Below are 15,987 nucleotides of genomic sequence, written 5' to 3' on the forward strand. Positions count from 1 at the left end.
GTCATTATATGCAGGTAGGAGTCCCATGCGCAGCTGGCCCGTTCAGGACGCCAAGGCCCGGTTCAGCGAGCTGCTGGATGCCTGCGTGAGCAAGGGCCCGCAGGTGGTCACTCGACGCGGCACGGAAACCGCCGTGCTGGTGCCCATCGACGAGTGGCGCCGGCTGCAGGCCGCAGCACGCCCCTCGCTCAAGCAGTTGCTCCTGGCTGATTCCGCCCGTACCGACATGCTGGTACCGCCGCGACGCAAGGCGCGGCGCCGCCCGGTCACGGAGTTGGAATGAGTGCCATGTACCTGCTCGACACCAACGTCGTCTCCGAGCTTCGCAAGCGGCGGCCGCACGGCGCCGTCGTCGCATGGCTCGAATCCGTGGATGACGCCAGCCTCCACCTGGCCACGGTGACGCTCGGCGAAATCCAGGCCGGCATCGAACTCACCCGCGAGCAGGATGCCGAAAAGGCTGCGGAGATCGAGGCCTGGCTGGACCTCGTTGCGAGTTCGTACAACGTGTTGCCGATGCATGGCCCAGCGTTCCGGTGCTGGGCCAGGCTCATGCACCGCAAGTCGGAAACGCTCTATGAAGACGCGATGATCGCGGCCATCGCCAGCGTCAATGGGCTCGCCGTGGTCACCCGGAACGTCGCGGACTTCGCGTCGTTCGGGGTCGAGGTGCTCAACCCGTTCGAGCGTGGTTCGGCCCAGCCGCGCAACTAAGCCGCCTTGCCCGCACGTCCGCCAGCGCCCTTGCGCCCGCCGGCGACGGGGCCCGGCGCCACGCGCCCCAGGTCCTCGAGGATCGGGCAATCGGGCCGGTCGTCGCCATGGCAGCAGTGGATCAGGTGCTGCAGCGTGCTGCGCATCGTCTCCAGTTCCTCGAGCTTGCGCTCGAGCGCCACGACGTGCCGCTCCGCCAGCCGCTTCACGCTCGCGCTCGACCGGCGCCGGTCCTGCCAGAGCGCCAGCAGCTCGGCGATCTCGGGGATGGAGAAACCCAGGTCGCGCGAGCGCCTGATGAAGCGCAGCGTGTGCACCTCGGCCTCGGCGTAAATGCGATATCCGGACTCGCTGCGGCGCACCCGGGGCAGCAGTCCCAGCGATTCGTAGTGGCGCACCATCTTCGGGGTGACGCCCGCTTTCGTTGCGGCCTCCCCGATGTTCATGCCTTCGCCGACGATCTTCATGAGGCCCTCCCCTTCCAACGGCGCAGCGTCAATGCATTGGCAACCACGCTCACCGACGAGAATGCCATGGCGGCGCCCGCGAGCATGGGGTTGAGCAGGCCGAACGCCGCGAGCGGAATGCCGACCACGTTGTAGGCGAAGGCCCAGAAGAGCCCCTGCCGGATCTTCGCGTATGTCTTGCGCGAGATCTCGATGGCATCGGCCACCAGGCGCGGATCGCCGCGCATCAGCGTGACGCCGGCCGCGTGCATCGCCACCTCGGTGCCGGTGGACATCGAGAAGCCCACGTCCGAGGCGGCCAGCGCGGGGGCGTCGTTGATCCCGTCGCCCACCATCGCCACGACCGCGCCGTCAGCCTTCAGATCGGTGACGACCTGCGCCTTGTCCGCCGGCAGCACCTCGGCGCGAACCTCGTCGATCCCGAGCTCCCGGGCAACCGCCGCGGCAGCCCCACGGTTGTCGCCGCTGACCATGATGACCTTCACGCCCAGCGAACCCAGGCTGTCGATCGCCTCCCGCGCGCTCGCCTTGACCGCGTCGCCGAACGCGAGCAGGCCCAGCAGCCGTGGCGCGCCGCCCGTCTCGGCCAGCCATGACACGGTGCGGCCCTGGGATTCCAGCTCGGCCGCGCGCGAAGCCAGCGCGGACAGGTCCACCCCCAGCTCCTGCATCCAGCGCGAACTCCCGAGCCCGAGTGCCCTGCCCTCGACCCGGGCCAGGATGCCGCGTCCGGCCACCGCCTCCGCGCCCTGCACCTGCGCCACGGCGATCCGCTGCTGCCGCGCAGCCTCGAGCACCGCGCGGGCAAGCGGATGCTCGCTGGCCGACTGGACGCTTGCCGCCAGCCGCAGCAGGCCGTCAGGATCGCCGTCCACGGCCTCGGCGGTCACCAGCTGCGGCATGCCATCAGTCAGCGTCCCGGTCTTGTCGAAGGCCACGATGCCCACCCGATGAGCCAGCTCCAGGGCCTCCGCATCCTTGATCAGAATGCCGCGCCGCGCTGCGACGCCGGTGCCGGCCATGATGGCAGTGGGCGTCGCCAGCCCCAGCGCGCAGGGGCAGGCGATCACCAGGACCGCGACGGCATTGAGGATGGCCCGCTCCCAGTCGCCGGTGGCAAGCGCCCAGCCGATCAGCGTGACCAGGGCGATGCCGAGCACCACGGGCACGAAGACCGCGCTCACCCGGTCGACCAGGCGCTGGATCGATGCCTTCTTCGCCTGCGCCGACTCCACCAGCCGCGCGATGCGCGAGAGCGTTGACTCGGCGCCAACTGCCGTCGCGCGCACCGCGATCAGCCCCTCGGCGTTCACCGAGCCGCCGACCACCCGCGCGCCCGCCGCCTTGGCCACCGGCAGGCTCTCCCCGGTGATCAGCGACTCGTCAACGTGGGTGGCCCCCTCGAGGACCTCGCCGTCGACCGGCACGCGCTCGCCCGGCCGCACCACCACCACCTCGCCAAGCCTCACCTGCACGGCGGGAATCTCCAGCTCCGCCCCGCCGCGGCGCACCCGGGCGGTATCCGGACGCAGCGCGTTCAGCGCGCGGATCGCCTCGGTGGTCTGGCGCTTTGCGCGGTTCTCCAGCCACTTGCCCAGCAGCACCAGCGTGATCACGACGGCGGAAGCCTCGAAGTAGAGATGAGGCGCCGCGCCGTGCCCGTCGTGCGCGTTGTCCGTGGCCAGCAGGTAGACCGAGAGACCGTAGGCGGCCGAGGTTCCGAGCGCCACCAGCAGATCCATGTTGCCAGCGCGCGCCTTCACAGCCTTCCAGGCGGAGCGGTAGAAGCGGGCCCCGAGCCAGAACTGCACCGGGCTCGCCAGCAGCATCTGCCACCATCCCGGGAGCGACCAGTCCTCGCCGAACGGCATCGCCAGCATCGGCAGCACCAGGGGCAGCGAGAGTGCGGCGGACACGGCCACCGGCCACCATTGCGGCGCAGCCGCGCCGCCCGTCACCGGAACCGCCCCGGCCCGCGGCGCGATCGTCGCCCCATAGCCCGCCTTCGCCACCGCCGCAACCAGCCCGGGCAGCACATCGGCGCTACGCCCGGCGAAGCTCACTGAAGCCTTTTCCGTGGCCAGGTTCACCTCGGCAAGCGTGACTTCCGGAAGCCTGCCAAGCGCTTTCTCGACGCGCACCACGCAGGACGCGCATGTCATGCCTTCGATGCTCAGCTCGACGGTGGATTCGTCGAGGTCGATGCTCGCCGGGCTCGCCGGCCGTTCCAATGTGTGCTGCATGTCCGCTCCTTGCGCCCGGTAATGCGGGCGTGGGAGGGATGCTCAGGCTTGCCATGATGGGAAGGTCAAGCGGTTTCGCGAAATGCAGACGTCAGCAGCCTCGCGCAGCCGAACCGGACTGGGGTCACCCCGAAGCGGACTCAGCGATTCCCCGTCGCCAGCCTGATCCCGAAACCGATGAGCGCCACACCTGCGATCCTGGTGGCCAGCCGCCGCGCCGAGGGGTAGCCGCGCAATGCGCCGGCCACCCGATTGCCAACCACCACCAGCAGACCCTGGTACAGAAGGCTCAGCACCGTCACGTGCAGCATCATCATCCCCAGCGTGGCAGCGGCAGCGCCTGGCCGAAGGAAGAGCGGGAAGAAGGACACGAAGAACAGGATCACCTTCGGGTTCGTGAGGCTGACGGCGAAGGCCTGACGGAAATGGCTGGCCGCCGAGCGCTGCGGCACGTCGACATCGATTGAACCGCTCATCCTACGGCGAAGCAGGCCGACGCCCATCCACACCAGGTAGCCCGCGCCGAACCACTGCAAGGCCTGGAAGACGAACGCGTTGGCCTGCAGGATCGCGGCCAGCCCAGCCACTGCCGCAACCATGTAGACGAAGTCACCGCAGAGCGTTCCGAGCACCGCTGCGGCGCCCGCCCGGACACCGTTGCGCGCGGTCGCGTTCAGGATGGCGATCGTTCCCGGGCCGGGAACCATCTGGAAGATGAGGATGGCCGCAACGAAGCTGGCGTAGTCCTGGATGCCGAACAGACTGGTCATGTTCATGCCTGCGCTACGAACGGGACGGGATTGTCATAGGGATCGTCGCGCCGCGGATGGTGAAGCCAGGGCATCGCAGCAAACGCCACCAGCATCGACAGGTACACGGACCCCGACACCGGATCCCGGCCGGCAATGTACTCCGCCACGTTGCGTCCGGCGAGAACCACCGCCAGAAGCAACTCGGCGCAAGGCAGAATACCCGGTGCCGCGACACCGGCCATGGCCCAGCCGCCCGGGCTGACGAACGCGCAGCACCAAGGCGCCGTACGGACGATCGCGTCGCTTCCGGTTCGTGCGGCAACACGCTCGGGGTCAGCGGCTGCCGCAGGCCGTCCGATCGGGCAAAGGCCTGGGCTTCATCGCGCTCACTTCGGAATGGGCGGGCGGTTCTTGCGGTAAGAGTTCTTCAGCACGATCTTGCCGTCGCGAAGAGTGAACAGATCGCAGCCATGGACCTCGACGCGGGTTCCATCCACCCGCGTTCCCGTGAAGGTCCACTCCGATACTCCCCGGTTGCCATGGACGAAATGGCGCGCGCATCCCCAATGGGCGTCGGGGAAGGTCTGCCAGACCTCCGCGAAGCCGGCCCGCACGGCTTGCCTGCCTGCGTAGCGGGTTCCGCAGACTTCGTCGCCGGCGGAGGACTCGAAGACGCAGTCCTCCGCCATGAACGACATCAGCGCATCGACATCGTGGCGATTCCACGCGTCGGCGAAGGCCTCCAATACGTCGACAGTCACTTCCGGAGTGGTCGTCTGCATGATCGGTCACCTCCGTGGCAGATGGGAGTTCAGGGCAATGGGCCCAGCCTGGACAGCCAGGATTCCCGGGCCCTCCAGGCGGACACGACCATGTTGCCGCCAAGCAGGACAAGCGCAGATCCGCCAGCGAGCTGCAGGATCGTGAACGGACCGGCAAAAAAGAGCGCGTAGAGGCCCACGCCCATCAGCAAGACACCGAAAACGCCCAGAAAAAGCCGATGCAACATCGCTTCACTGCAGCAGCGTGGGGTTGCCTCGCCACACGGACCACGTGAGCGCAGTCGCAAGGCACACCCAGCCCAGATACGGAAGCATGAGGACGCCGGCCAGGCGGCGCACACGCCAGAACACGGCGATCGTGGCGGCAATGAGCGCCAGCAGAACCAGCACCTCAGCGAACGCGAGCGCGCCGTTGCGCCAGGAGAAGAACAACCAGGACCAGAGCGCGTTTGCGCCCAGCTGGACGAAGAAGAGCGCGAGTCCAAGCCGCCGATGGCCTGAGTCCCGCTCGCGCCAGACCAGCCAGGAAGCGATGGCCATCAGCAGATAGAGAACGGTCCATACGGGACCGAAGGCCCAGCCCGGCGGGGCCCAGGCCGGCCTGACGAGCTGCGCGTAGAAGCTGCCGGCATCCACCGTTGCGAATGCGCCGATGGCGGCTGCGGCGAATGCGATGGCGAGCCAGCCCAGCAGGCTGAGCGCTTGCGCGAGGGTGGAACGTTGCGACATGGCGCTTGGGTCGATCGAGACGGGGGCTGTTTTCACTTCATGAACTGGCGAATGGAGCCGCACACCGAGAGCAACTGCCGATCGTCCATGCGGCCGACGATGTTCCGGATGACCGTTCCCATCACCTTCTGCACCCCGGACAGGCCTATCGCCGCGGACTGCTGCACCACGAAATTGGCCTTCGTAGCCTTCAGCGACTGCAGGAAGAACTGATCCATGCCCGCATCGGTCAGCTCGAGAACCAGCTCGGTCAGGCGTCCGGAGTGGGCGCCTGGCTTGTCGGCGCTCTCGATCGCGTCGAGCACCTCCAGAGTCCTCGTGCGCAGCTCTTGCGAGTGGTGGAAGCGAATGAACGGCTTCGCGTCAGCACCGGCGGCCTTTGCCGGGGCCGGTTTGGCGGTGGCCGGTGCGGCGGCCTTGGTCGGGGCCGGCTTCGCCGAGACCGGTGCCACGGCCTTCTTCGGCGCTGCCTTCGCAGCGCCCGGCGCTGCCGCCTTTGCAGCCGCTCGTTTCGCAGCTGCCGGTGCGGCGGACTTGGGTGACGTCGACATGGGTCTGGCCTTGGCTCGAGCGCAAACGAGCATCCTACGCGCCGCCGCCGCAAATGGGCGCCACCGCGCCGATCACCGCGAGGCTATGTGTAGCCGTGCTTCCATCGGCCCGGCGCAAACCTGATGACCGGGAGCTCCGGAAGCCCCGGCGCCGTGAGCGCCTTCGAGAGGTCGAGCGAGATCGCCCGCGACTCCGGCGACGGCGGCTCGAGCGGAAAGTCGATGCTGAGCAGATAGGCACGGCTGCGATCCTGCAGGGCGAAACGGTCGCCGGTCGCCCGATGCTCCCAGCGCCCGCCGCTCGACACCCTCTGGCCCGCCGCGCCCCACATCGCAAACTCGTACCCGGCGATTCCGAGAACCGCCTTGTCCCCGACAGCCAGCCGTGCAAGCTGTGGATGGAACACGAACTCGCCACGCATGCCCGAGACCTCGATCCTCACCCGCGTCCTGCCGGACTGGCCCGGTTGCGTGCGAAGGGTGCGCGGGTCCACGGACAGCGGAACGCCATAGCCGTAGACCTGGGTGTCGTAGGTCCTGACCTGATTGTCGATGCTCACTGCGATCGTCAGGCCGTCGAGACGAAGCCTGGCGCGCTCACGGGATTCGTAAGGCGTCTGCGCATCCGCGAGCGGCGGTGGGGCGTCGCCGACGTACGGGACGCTTTCCCATCCGCCCTTGAAGCCGGCGCAGCCGGCGATCAGCACGCCGAGCGCGAGGGTGCCGAGGATGCGGCGACGAATCATCGCGGGTCCAGGCTGATCGCTTCCTGCTCGAAACGATTGCCAAGGTAAGGACACCTGCCCTGCAGCCAGGCCATCAGGCTCGAGGCCGGATAGGCGAGGAAGAACAGGACGCCGAGCCGTTCGTACTGCCTCACGTGGACACGCTCGTGCGGACGAAGCACGGCCAGCACCTCATGGCTCTGGCCGACGATGACATGGCCGAAGGTGATGGCAGCAAAGCGGCATCTCGCCGCCCAGCGGGGAACCTGGCCTTGCCCGGGCGCGAGCGCGAACTCGATCGTGTGATCGGCACGACGGAGGGAGCCGCCAGCGCAGATCACAAGGAGTCCCAGCAGCGCACCAACGGCGCTGCAGGGGAGTGCCCAGAGAAGTCGAAGGGAGAGCACGTGTCAGCAGTTGCCCTTCTTCGCCTGTCCAGGGGGGCAGAACTTTCCGTTCCCGGCGTGTCCGCCCCCACGGGCCGGATCGACGACGATCGACCCGGAAGGGGTGTGAACGGCGCACGCGCCCAGCGACGTGGCGAGGAGGATCGAAGCGAGGATGAGTCTCATGAGGGGTCTTGCTCGGGTGGCGAGGATGGAAGGTCCGGGGACGCGATGACCAGGCGTCGGGCCGAGCGGCATGCTGGTGCCGGCTGGCTCGATACGGATCTTAAGGCGGTCATCGCCTGCCCGCGCTCCATCCCGACGGATGGTCGACACGAGGCGATCCGCCGACGAGCTGCCAGTACCCCACGTCGATCCACCGGTCGAACTTGCGGCCGACCGCGGTGAAGTGCGCCGCCTTGCGGAACCCGAAACGCTCGTGCAGGGCCACGCTGGCCTCGTTCGGCAGGGCGATGCAGCCCAGCAGGACGTGGTACCCGCGCTCGAACACAGCCGGAAGCAGCGCGGCATAAAGCGCCTGGCCGCAGCCGCGGCGCGCGTGCCCCGCCCGCACGTAGACCGTGGCCTCGGCGGTGTGGCGATACGCGGCGCGCTCCTTCCACTTGCTCGCATACACGTATCCGACCACCACGCCATCGTCGACGCATACCAGCCACGGGTAGGCCCTGGTGCAGGCCTCGATGCGCGCGGCCATTTCGCCCGGCGTCAGGAGAACCTCCTCGAAGGTGATCGTAGTGTGCTCGATGTAGTGGTTGTAGATGTCGCAGATCGCCGCGGCGTCCGCGGGTTCGACCGGCCGTATCTGCACATCGTGCTCCTTCGTCGCGTGGGTCATGACAGAGTGGCAGGCGACGCAGAGCTTGTTGCCCTCCGTGTCCTGACGCCGACGATCACGTGGGAGAGCATGCTAGACCCCCGGCGGCAGTTTCGAGGCCATCTGCCTGCGGCGGTCCAACCGACGGCCGTCCGCGACGAAGGTGCCATCGCCGACGGCATGCAGCGTGCGCCGCTCCTTCCGCGCCGTATCCACGCAGGCGGCCATGTGATGACCCATTAAAAGCCTGCTCAGGTGTCATGCTCGAGCGCTCCCGCGTCTCTCTCGACGCTCAGCAACTGCGATGCGGCGACCAGGGCGGCCTTTAGGAAGAGCTCCTCCGGGATGGTTTCAAAGCTGACCCCTGCCACCTCCACCGTCCGACACGGTGACGTCCCGCAGACCGAACAACAGGGGAACGATTTTTCGTCCAGCTCCCTCACCTCGAGCCTTGGCTCGATGCCCAGTGGACGAAGCGATTGCTCGAGTTTTGCGATGGCGCGCTCCATTTCCCGATGCGTAGCGCCGCACCGATCGCAGGTCCTGCCTTCGGGGCTCACGAGTCTCTGCCAGACGATTGGTAGCAGCTTCATGGGTTACGACCTCCCGATGGTTGGCGCCTGTCAGTCCGCTGCGCCGTGCCTACGCCCAGTATTGCGCCTTCATTCGATCGCAGTATCGAACGAGGTTGGCCCGCTGCGAGACCTGATCCTTGATCGCGCCTTCGAAAGGCCCCCACAGCCAGCTCGCGATGAAAGCGTATGCGGTTGCGTCGATCAGATGAGGCCTGGTGCCCAGCATGTAGGGCTTGTCTTCGAGCCAGTCCGAAAGCGCGGTGACCACGTTGACACCGATCCGGCGAATTTCGTCTGGGGAGTGGCGCCCCGTACCCTGCAGATACACCGTGCGCCGCATCTGGGCCCGGATCAGGGGCTCGAGAAGCGGTATGAAGGGCTTCGGAACACCGAGCGCGGCGCCGAGTTCCTTGATCACGGGGCGATAGATGTTCCAGCCGGCCGGGTCCACCCAACGAGCCCACGCTATTACGAAATAGAACTGCTCTTCGAGCATGGCCTTGAGGGCGGCGGAAATGGCTCGTTCGTGAGCCGTCAGGTCGGAGTCCAGCGGGTGACTGGAGCGACTTTCCAGATACTCGATGATCATGCTCGAGTCGGAGATGACCTGGCCCTCATGCTCGATGTACGGGCACTTTCCCTTCGGGGCCTTTCGGGAGTCGGACACGACGGCCTTGTACTCGGCACCTGTCATACGCAGATAGGTCTCCGCCTTCATGCAGAACGGGCTGATGTCCGGCAACCCCCAGGCGGGGATGAACTTGTGCAATGTGATCATCGGCGGACCTCGATCATCGTCTTCCGACTGCGCTGGAGTGCTCAGCCGACGAAGCGCCTCGAACAGGCTGGTAGTGCGAAACCACAGGGAACGGATCGTAGAAGTGATGAAGCAGCTTCTTCCATTCCTGGTACCCGGCAGACTGCCGGAAGCCGACTTCGTGATCTTCGAGCGTTTTCCAGACCACGAGCAGGATGTAGTCGCCGGGCCGCTCGATGCACCGCTGCAAGTCGTGCGAGACGTAGCCCGGGCTGGACGTAATGATGCGCTGCGCTTGCAGGAACGCAGCCTCGAACTCCGTCTCCTGCCCAGCCTTCACGTGCAGCGGTGCGACTTCAAGAATCATGCTTCGTTTCACCCGGGCCGGGGAGGCGACTCGGCATCGCCCTCCCCCAGGCCGCCACCCATCCCGAGGATGATCCCTCCACCGACGGCGCCGCCGCCTCCGCCGCCCCCACCACCGCCAGCCCTGCCGCCCTGGCCGCCACCGCCCGCGCCGCCAGCACCCCTTCCGCCGCCGGACCCGCCGCCGGGGCGGGTGGGCCCCTGCCTGGGAATCGCAAGCCCCGCCGGCACGGGCTCCAGGTCGAGCACCTTCCGGATGAAGTCACGAAGCGAAATCACCAGCGCGTCGGTGTGGACCGGGCGTCCCTCGACGAGATCGGTCGCCGCCCGCGCCGCCATGCGCACCTGCTCCTCGTTGCCGAGCAGGATCACGTCCGAAAGTGCAGCCTCGACGGCATCGCGGATGCGGCGCGCGCGATCGGAGGAGGCGGGGGGCGATACGTCCCCGTCGGCCTCCCTGCCCTCGCCCCCGGCGCGTTCGACCGGAACCCGTTGCAGCAGGATCTCGCGAAGGTGTGTCGGATCCACCGACAGATCTCCGGTAAAGGAACCTCCCAGCGTCTTGTAGGCGGCGATCAGCGTCCGCAGGCGTTCGTTGATCTGACGGTTCTCGCGCTGGCGGCGCTGCTGCACCCGCTCCATCACCAGCAGGCGGATGCCCACCATCGTGAAGGCCATCACCACCACTCCGAGGAGGGTGGTGATCACCGCCTGCAGGGAACTGAAATCCAGGTTGCGCAACATGGAAACCGATCTCCGGGCTCAGCTGCCGCGCTCGAGCGGCATCACCATGTGGTGACAATTCAGCTCGAAGCCCTTGCTCAGGTAGACACGATGCGCAGCATGGCGCCCATAGCCCGTATCGAGGTGGACGGCACTGCAGCCCTGCTGCGAAGCATGCGTGGTGAGCCAGTCGAGCAGGCGCCCGGCATGGCCCTTGGTAGGAGGATGTCTGGTGTCATCAATTTCTTGCCTTGTGTGGGGCGCCGCCCTGGAATGGCCTGGCCCGTGACATGTGCGCACCACGCGGGCAAGGGCGATGCCCGCGGGACTCGGCTCCAGTGAGGGCGCAGGCCCGGTGCACCGTTGTCCTTGCCACCGGCGGCGAACGCCGCCTTGTGGAAGGCATCGACTTCCACGCGGCTGGCGGCGACGAACGCAATGTGCAGCGGGGCCGGACGAACCTGCGACTGGTGAAGCCACAGCGACGGCTTGTTGTCCTGTCCGATTCCGATGCCGAATGGGCCTTCCATGACGAGCGCGACCTTCAGTGGCGCAAGCGCCTCGAGGAAGAAGGACTTGCTCTCCGCCAGGTTGGAGACTCCGAAACCGATGTGGTCGAACATCACACCTCCGCGCTGAATGCCGAGGATGCCCTCATCTCCACCCTCGCTGGCCGAACGTTCAAGCAAGCGGTGTTGCGCCAGCGCACAGGCGCAACACCGGTACGCGGAAAGATTAGCCGGTATCCGACCACCGCGGAAGGCGTTTCATCCGGCGAAGGGTCAGGCATCGATCCTGTTGGAAACCTCGATGAGATTCCCATCGGGATCTCTGAAGTAAACCGACATGATCGGGCCGATCGCACCGGTTCGCCTGACTGGCCCCTCGATGATGGCCACTCCGCACTGCCGGAGGTGCTGAATGACCTCGTCGAGCGGCGTGGCTGCAATGAAGCACAAGTCTGCAGAGCCAGGGGTGGGAGCGGCAGCTTTCGGCTCGAATTCACTGCCCCTCTGATGAAGATTGATCTTCTGCGAGCCGTACGCCAATGCCTTGCGGTTCGCTCCAAAGGTGACCTCATCCATGCCGAGGACCCGCGAATAGAATTCGCAGGTCTCGCCAAGATTGGCGACCGTGAGGACGAGGTGATCGAGGTGGTCGATTTTCATGGGGTGGGTTCTCGGGACCGCCGCATCCGATCTACTGCCCGGCAGTTTTGACCCAGTCTTTAAGATCCCTGGTGCGATCTTCTGTAAGTCGTGTCAAACAAGTGTCGCGAAGCAGCGGTTGCAATGATCCGCCCTCTGCGCCGGAAGCTTCGTATTTGCAGCTCTGATCTTTGAACCTGATCCATAGCAACTGGATGGATTTCACCTCGGCCTGCTGACTCTTGTCCAGCTGTCGAATCAACTTGCTGTAGGTCGAATTGAGCTCGTCATCGGCCTTGCTCAAAGCGAGTGCAGCGCAACGATTCATCTCCGTCTGTGTGGTCGGGTCTCTGCAATCCGCCATCGCCGGCATGGCGAGTGCCGAAAGCGCCAGAGATATGACGATTCGCTTGGTCATGGAAATCTCCGTTTGCTTGCTTCAGGCCGGCGGCCAGGCGTCACCGCCCGGCCGACGCCGAGCCGTCGACGGAGTCGACCTCCACCGTCCGGAACTCGCCGGGCATGACGATCTCCAGCATCTCCACGTCCGGGCTGTGCCCCAGCTCCCTGTGCCGGATGCCGGGAGGCTGGTGCACGCAGGAGCCCGCCTCGAGCCGCACCCTGCCCTGCCCCTCGTACTCGAACTCGATCCAGCCCTTGAGCACGTAGACCAGCTGGAAGCTCGTCTCGTGGAAGTGCGGCTGGCCCGCGAAGTCCGCCCCCTGGGCTGCGCGGATCACGTGGGCGACGACTCGCCCATCGGTGGCACTCCGGATGCCGAGGTCGCGATACTCGAAGAAAGAGCGCAACCCCCGCTCGAAGGCAGCATCTCTCGCGTGCGAGGCAACGAACCCCTTGGTCGTCATGTCGGTCTCCTCAGTTTCGGTGAGCCAGGAACGAAGGTCACACGCATCATTGTCCGCGGTACGCGTACAGGCAGGCGGCGCACACCAGACCATGCACGACGACGTTCGCAAGGATGACCGGCAGGGCAGTCCCCTGGACGCCGGCCAATCCTTGAATGACCGCCTCGATGCCGTTGAACGCCACCATAGACAGCAGCAGCGGCCTGGCAACCGCCCTGTCGCGCGTGTGACGGAGCAGCCAGAGCAGGAGCCCGTAGCCGACCAGGGCCGCCGCATACCCGCGCGCCACGAGCGCGCCACCTGCATCCAGCTTCAGCCCGAACTGGGCGAAGACCTCGGCCGGAGCCGCGAGCGCGTCGATGCCGAAGGGAAGCGTGAGCAGCGTGTTGATGACGAGAAGCAGCTTGACCATGGCGGCGCTCGACGATCGAGCGGAAACCGATGTCAGCACGGATACGCCGTTGCGAGTCCTCGCACGGACGGCCGCCGCAGCCGGTTTCAGCCCTTCGTCGGCGTCCGCAATGCGGCCGCCACGGGCCGGCACCGCGGTGCCAGCATCTGGATCCCGGCGTCAGGCCGCGCGGCGGCGCCGTGCCCCCAGGCCGAGCAGCGCCAGGCCAGCCAGCGCCAGTGTGCTGGGCACCGGCACGCTGCCATTGGGCGGCGGGGGGACGCCGCAGGCCTCGGGCGACCCCGTTTGCAGACAGCGCGCCTCGATTGCCGTGAGGGCCCCGTCATAGAAGCGGATCTTGTCGACGAAGCCCGACGAGGCCTCGTTGGACACGACCGTGTCGTCGCGGAAGAAGTTGACCATCTTGCCCGCCGTGCTGAACACGGCGTCGCCGGGCGCGTCGTTCAGCGTCAGGATGTTCAGACCGCCAGCGTAGACGTTGAAGGCATCGGTGGCGTCGTCGCGCGTGACGATGATGTTGACCATGCCACCCGGGCTGAAGATGCCGCTGCCGGTGGTGAACGGGTAGAACTGGATGGCCCCGTTGAAGTTGTACAGGCCGAGGTCCGTCGAGCGATTTTTGAAGTCGATGATGCGGCGCCAGCTCGAGATGGCGTCGAAGCTGAAGGCCATCTCGATGGAGTAGTCGGCTGCGTCGAACAGGCCGTTGGTCAGTTGCAGCCCCGCGTTGGCGGGAAAGCTGAAGCCGCTGGCGCCGATGGTGCCGTCGGTTCCGCCGGCGTTGATGGCCACGAGACTGGGGCCGCCCAGCGCATCGGCCAGCGTGCCGTTGAGCTGGAAGTCATGCACAAGCGCAGCAGCCTGTGCGCTGCCGAAGGCACCCAATGCGAGCAGTGCTGCCGTCAGAAGAGGGGCTGATCCTGTCATGAGGGGTGCTCCCGAGGAAATGTTGAACGGTGACCGCGCTTGTGAAAGCACGCTGAGACAACTTCGCCTGAGCCATTAGCAGTTCTCGTGCCAGCCGCTGCGCCGGCCTATAGATCAAGGGCTTGGCGAATCTGCCTTGCTTTCCAGCATCGCGGCTGTAAGAAGCGTCGACAACGTGGATGAACGGGGGCAAGCCCCCACGGCGCCTGCGATCCCAACGCGCTCGTGAACAACGCCTCGACGCCAACGCTCATCAAAGATCTTCCAGGGAAAAGTCCGGGCTCAACGGGTCACATTATCGGGGTCGGTTTCAGACGCATCCTGAACACATGGAAACGCGCTCCTCCGGGACCCGTGATCCGTGTGCACGCGTCGCAGCGGCACCGGAGCCCCCGCGAGAACGGCAACCAGGCGGTGCAAGCGCCCTAGCCGATCGTGGTCGCGCCGCCGTCGCAGGGGATGACCTGGCCGGTCATGTAGGCGCCTGCCCGCGACGCGAGAAGGGTCGTCAGGCCGGCGGCGTCCTCGAGCGCGCCCCAGCGCTTCATCGGGAAATTGGCCAACTCGCGCCGCTCGATCTCCTCGCTCGCGTACATGGGCGCCGGAATCTTCGACTTGAAGGGTCCGGGGGCGATCGCGTTCACGTTGATGTGATCGTCGTTGAGGTCGCGCGCCATCTGCACGGTCAGCTGCCCAAGCCCGGCCTTGGCCGCTGCGTACGAGTAATTGCGCAGCGCAGGATGCCCCGGCGGCGCGATAGCGGGCTTGCTCGGCAGGATGCGCTGCGACCCAAGGTCCGATGTCAGCAGCAGTCACCAGTCAGGCCACTCAATCAGCCTGGCCGGCATAGCCTGCTTTGCACGGCATCCCAGGAGCATTGCCAACCGAGCCTGCGTTGGGGCGTCTCGTTGGTCTTCATGATGATGCTCGTCAGATCGCAGTGCTCCAGGCCACCCTCGAACTCGACACGCGCCTGATATTGGAGGACCAAGTCATTCATGGAGCCGAGATCCGCGCGACTGTCGGTCCTGGCGTACAAGCCCGCGTCGTAGTTCTCAAACGCTTTGTCGATGGCGGACTGAGGCAACCCCTTCATCTGCAGCAGTTGCTCCAGGCCGGTCAAGAGCATGCCGGGTAGCGATTCGACGGTCACACGCCTCCTGCCCTGAAACAGAATGAATGACAGCAGGGTGGTTTCGCTAAAGAAGATGTATGCCTTGCGTCGCCCCAGGTTGAAGCGATTTACATACCAGTTGCCCAGTGGCGATTCAGTTGGCTGAGGTACGGCGAGGTTCTCCTTGCGCAGGCCGACGGCCTTTTGGACCTCTTGAGTGCATTTGAGATACAGCATGGTTCGTTTGTGCGGCCTGATACTTCGATTCAGGGGCGCGACACGGGAGTACCTCCGCTGCAGTCGATTGCTGGATCCACATGCACGCCAGTGAATACGAATCCAGCAACGCAATGCATCGCTACCTGACCTCGAAATTGCACAAGTAACGATACTCAACGCGACCGAAAATGTCTCTCCTGCTTTGCTCGTAGGAAGACTTCAACAGGACGTACTTTCCAGGATGCTTCTGCGCAACCACAGCGCGCCCGATGTTGCATTGATCTAGCTGATTATTCCCGCCACCCAACCATCCTGACGCATAACCTTCAGTCAATGGCGAGTCTCCGGATGATGACGCAGTTCCTCGGGCTTCGGATGTCAAGTAGGCTTCCAGTGCAGCTTGCCGGTTTGGGTTTGCAATCAAACCCACCGCTATAAGAAACTTCAACTTCTCCTCTGCATCTCCAGGGCTCGAGGACTTCGTTGCCTCCAGGATTCTCTCAGCCTCTGCTTTTTCTTGCTCGATTTCCCTTAGGGAAGGTCTGCAAAATTGACCCGCGACCCGCTTGTCCGGGACCCGTGTTGCGAGCGACGATGTGATCCATGAAGCAAGCTGACCTTGGACTGAACCTGACGACGAAACGCACGCGCAAGCGGCAGTTTCTCGACGAGATGAACCGCGTGGTGCCTTGGCCG

Annotated in this window: 23 protein-coding genes and 1 pseudogene; 2 read left to right on the plus strand and 22 right to left on the minus strand. The window is 65.8% G+C overall.

All coding sequences use genetic code 11. The features are described from left to right. Positions 1–25: 25 nt before the first annotated feature. Both HNQ70_RS18940 and HNQ70_RS18945 read left to right on the plus strand, forming a co-directional pair. Entirely contained in the window at positions 26–283 is a 258-nt protein-coding gene (locus HNQ70_RS18940) for a type II toxin-antitoxin system Phd/YefM family antitoxin (RefSeq protein WP_183970643.1), read from the plus strand. A gap of 5 nt (positions 284–288) precedes the next feature. Next, the gene (locus HNQ70_RS18945; RefSeq protein WP_183970644.1) at positions 289–714 is read left to right on the plus strand and encodes a type II toxin-antitoxin system VapC family toxin; all 426 of its coding nucleotides are present in this window, start codon (positions 289–291) and stop codon (positions 712–714) included. Here the strand turns inward: HNQ70_RS18945 and cueR are convergent. The 22 genes and pseudogenes from cueR to HNQ70_RS19055 form a co-directional block, all read right to left on the minus strand. Next, complete coding sequence (gene cueR / locus HNQ70_RS18950) at positions 711–1,181, minus strand: Cu(I)-responsive transcriptional regulator (protein WP_221302902.1); 471 nt, start codon at positions 1,179–1,181, stop codon at positions 711–713. The genes HNQ70_RS18945 and cueR overlap by 4 nt on opposite strands. Next, complete coding sequence (locus tag HNQ70_RS18955) at positions 1,178–3,424, minus strand: heavy metal translocating P-type ATPase (RefSeq protein ID WP_183970645.1); 2,247 nt, start codon at positions 3,422–3,424, stop codon at positions 1,178–1,180. The genes cueR and HNQ70_RS18955 overlap by 4 nt, the downstream gene beginning before the upstream one ends. Positions 3,425–3,564: 140 nt before the next feature. Continuing rightward, positions 3,565–4,194, minus strand: a complete 630-nt coding sequence (locus HNQ70_RS18960) for a LysE family transporter (RefSeq protein ID WP_246435137.1) — start codon at positions 4,192–4,194, stop codon at positions 3,565–3,567. Positions 4,195–4,196: 2 nt separating this feature from the next. Continuing rightward, positions 4,197–4,418, minus strand: a complete 222-nt coding sequence (locus tag HNQ70_RS18965; protein ID WP_183970646.1) for a hypothetical protein — start codon at positions 4,416–4,418, stop codon at positions 4,197–4,199. A 144-nt stretch (positions 4,419–4,562) separates the two neighbouring features. Then, positions 4,563–4,958, minus strand: coding sequence for a nuclear transport factor 2 family protein (locus tag HNQ70_RS18970; protein WP_183970647.1), 396 nt, complete (start codon positions 4,956–4,958; stop codon positions 4,563–4,565). 231 nt (positions 4,959–5,189) lie between these two features. Beyond that, positions 5,190–5,687, minus strand: coding sequence for a TspO/MBR family protein (locus HNQ70_RS18975; protein ID WP_183970648.1), 498 nt, complete (start codon positions 5,685–5,687; stop codon positions 5,190–5,192). A 32-nt stretch (positions 5,688–5,719) separates the two neighbouring features. Next, positions 5,720–6,139: a hypothetical protein gene (locus HNQ70_RS18980; RefSeq protein WP_183970649.1), complete on the minus strand. Its 420-nt coding sequence runs from the start codon at positions 6,137–6,139 to the stop codon at positions 5,720–5,722. A gap of 182 nt (positions 6,140–6,321) precedes the next feature. Then, positions 6,322–6,984 (minus strand): hypothetical protein, encoded by a 663-nt coding sequence (locus HNQ70_RS18985; protein WP_183970650.1) that lies wholly within the window; start codon positions 6,982–6,984, stop codon positions 6,322–6,324. Then, a complete protein-coding gene (locus HNQ70_RS18990; protein WP_183970651.1) occupies positions 6,981–7,370 on the minus strand; it encodes a hypothetical protein in 390 nt (129 codons plus the stop codon). Before HNQ70_RS18990 ends, HNQ70_RS18985 begins: the two co-directional genes overlap by 4 nt. A 274-nt stretch (positions 7,371–7,644) precedes the next feature. Next, positions 7,645–8,205 (minus strand): arsinothricin resistance N-acetyltransferase ArsN1 family B, encoded by a 561-nt coding sequence (locus tag HNQ70_RS18995; protein ID WP_183970652.1) that lies wholly within the window; start codon positions 8,203–8,205, stop codon positions 7,645–7,647. A 230-nt stretch (positions 8,206–8,435) separates the two neighbouring features. Continuing rightward, a complete protein-coding gene (locus HNQ70_RS19000; protein ID WP_183970653.1) occupies positions 8,436–8,777 on the minus strand; it encodes a DUF2703 domain-containing protein in 342 nt (113 codons plus the stop codon). A gap of 49 nt (positions 8,778–8,826) precedes the next feature. Continuing rightward, entirely contained in the window at positions 8,827–9,537 is a 711-nt protein-coding gene (locus HNQ70_RS19005) for a glutathione S-transferase family protein (protein WP_183970654.1), read from the minus strand. A 13-nt stretch (positions 9,538–9,550) separates the two neighbouring features. After that, entirely contained in the window at positions 9,551–9,883 is a 333-nt protein-coding gene (locus tag HNQ70_RS19010) for an antibiotic biosynthesis monooxygenase family protein (protein WP_183970655.1), read from the minus strand. 8 nt (positions 9,884–9,891) lie between these two features. Next, positions 9,892–10,626 carry a hypothetical protein gene (locus tag HNQ70_RS19015; protein WP_221302903.1) on the minus strand — a complete coding sequence of 245 codons (735 nt, stop codon included), beginning with the start codon at positions 10,624–10,626 and terminating at the stop codon, positions 9,892–9,894. Positions 10,627–10,940: 314 nt separating this feature from the next. Further along, positions 10,941–11,228 (minus strand): annotated as a pseudogene (locus HNQ70_RS20320) (VOC family protein); the annotation flags it as partial. A gap of 159 nt (positions 11,229–11,387) precedes the next feature. After that, positions 11,388–11,774, minus strand: a complete 387-nt coding sequence (locus HNQ70_RS19025; protein ID WP_183970657.1) for a VOC family protein — start codon at positions 11,772–11,774, stop codon at positions 11,388–11,390. A 31-nt stretch (positions 11,775–11,805) separates the two neighbouring features. Next, positions 11,806–12,171, minus strand: a complete 366-nt coding sequence (locus HNQ70_RS19030) for a lysozyme inhibitor LprI family protein (protein WP_183970658.1) — start codon at positions 12,169–12,171, stop codon at positions 11,806–11,808. 40 nt (positions 12,172–12,211) lie between these two features. Beyond that, a complete protein-coding gene (locus tag HNQ70_RS19035) occupies positions 12,212–12,619 on the minus strand; it encodes a cupin domain-containing protein (protein WP_183970659.1) in 408 nt (135 codons plus the stop codon). Positions 12,620–12,665: 46 nt separating this feature from the next. Continuing rightward, a complete protein-coding gene (locus tag HNQ70_RS19040) occupies positions 12,666–13,031 on the minus strand; it encodes a hypothetical protein (RefSeq protein ID WP_183970660.1) in 366 nt (121 codons plus the stop codon). Positions 13,032–13,190: 159 nt separating this feature from the next. Continuing rightward, positions 13,191–13,958, minus strand: a complete 768-nt coding sequence (locus tag HNQ70_RS19045; RefSeq protein WP_221302904.1) for a PEP-CTERM sorting domain-containing protein — start codon at positions 13,956–13,958, stop codon at positions 13,191–13,193. Between the two features lie 425 nt (positions 13,959–14,383). Beyond that, entirely contained in the window at positions 14,384–14,770 is a 387-nt protein-coding gene (locus HNQ70_RS19050) for an SDR family oxidoreductase (RefSeq protein WP_343060837.1), read from the minus strand. Positions 14,771–14,790: 20 nt separating this feature from the next. After that, the gene (locus tag HNQ70_RS19055) at positions 14,791–15,309 is read right to left on the minus strand and encodes a DUF6933 domain-containing protein (RefSeq protein WP_183970662.1); all 519 of its coding nucleotides are present in this window, start codon (positions 15,307–15,309) and stop codon (positions 14,791–14,793) included. Positions 15,310–15,987: the final 678 nt, after the last annotated feature.

The sequence above is a fragment of the Quisquiliibacterium transsilvanicum genome, from assembly GCF_014202215.1.
Lineage (GTDB): Bacteria > Pseudomonadota > Gammaproteobacteria > Burkholderiales > Burkholderiaceae_E > Quisquiliibacterium > Quisquiliibacterium transsilvanicum.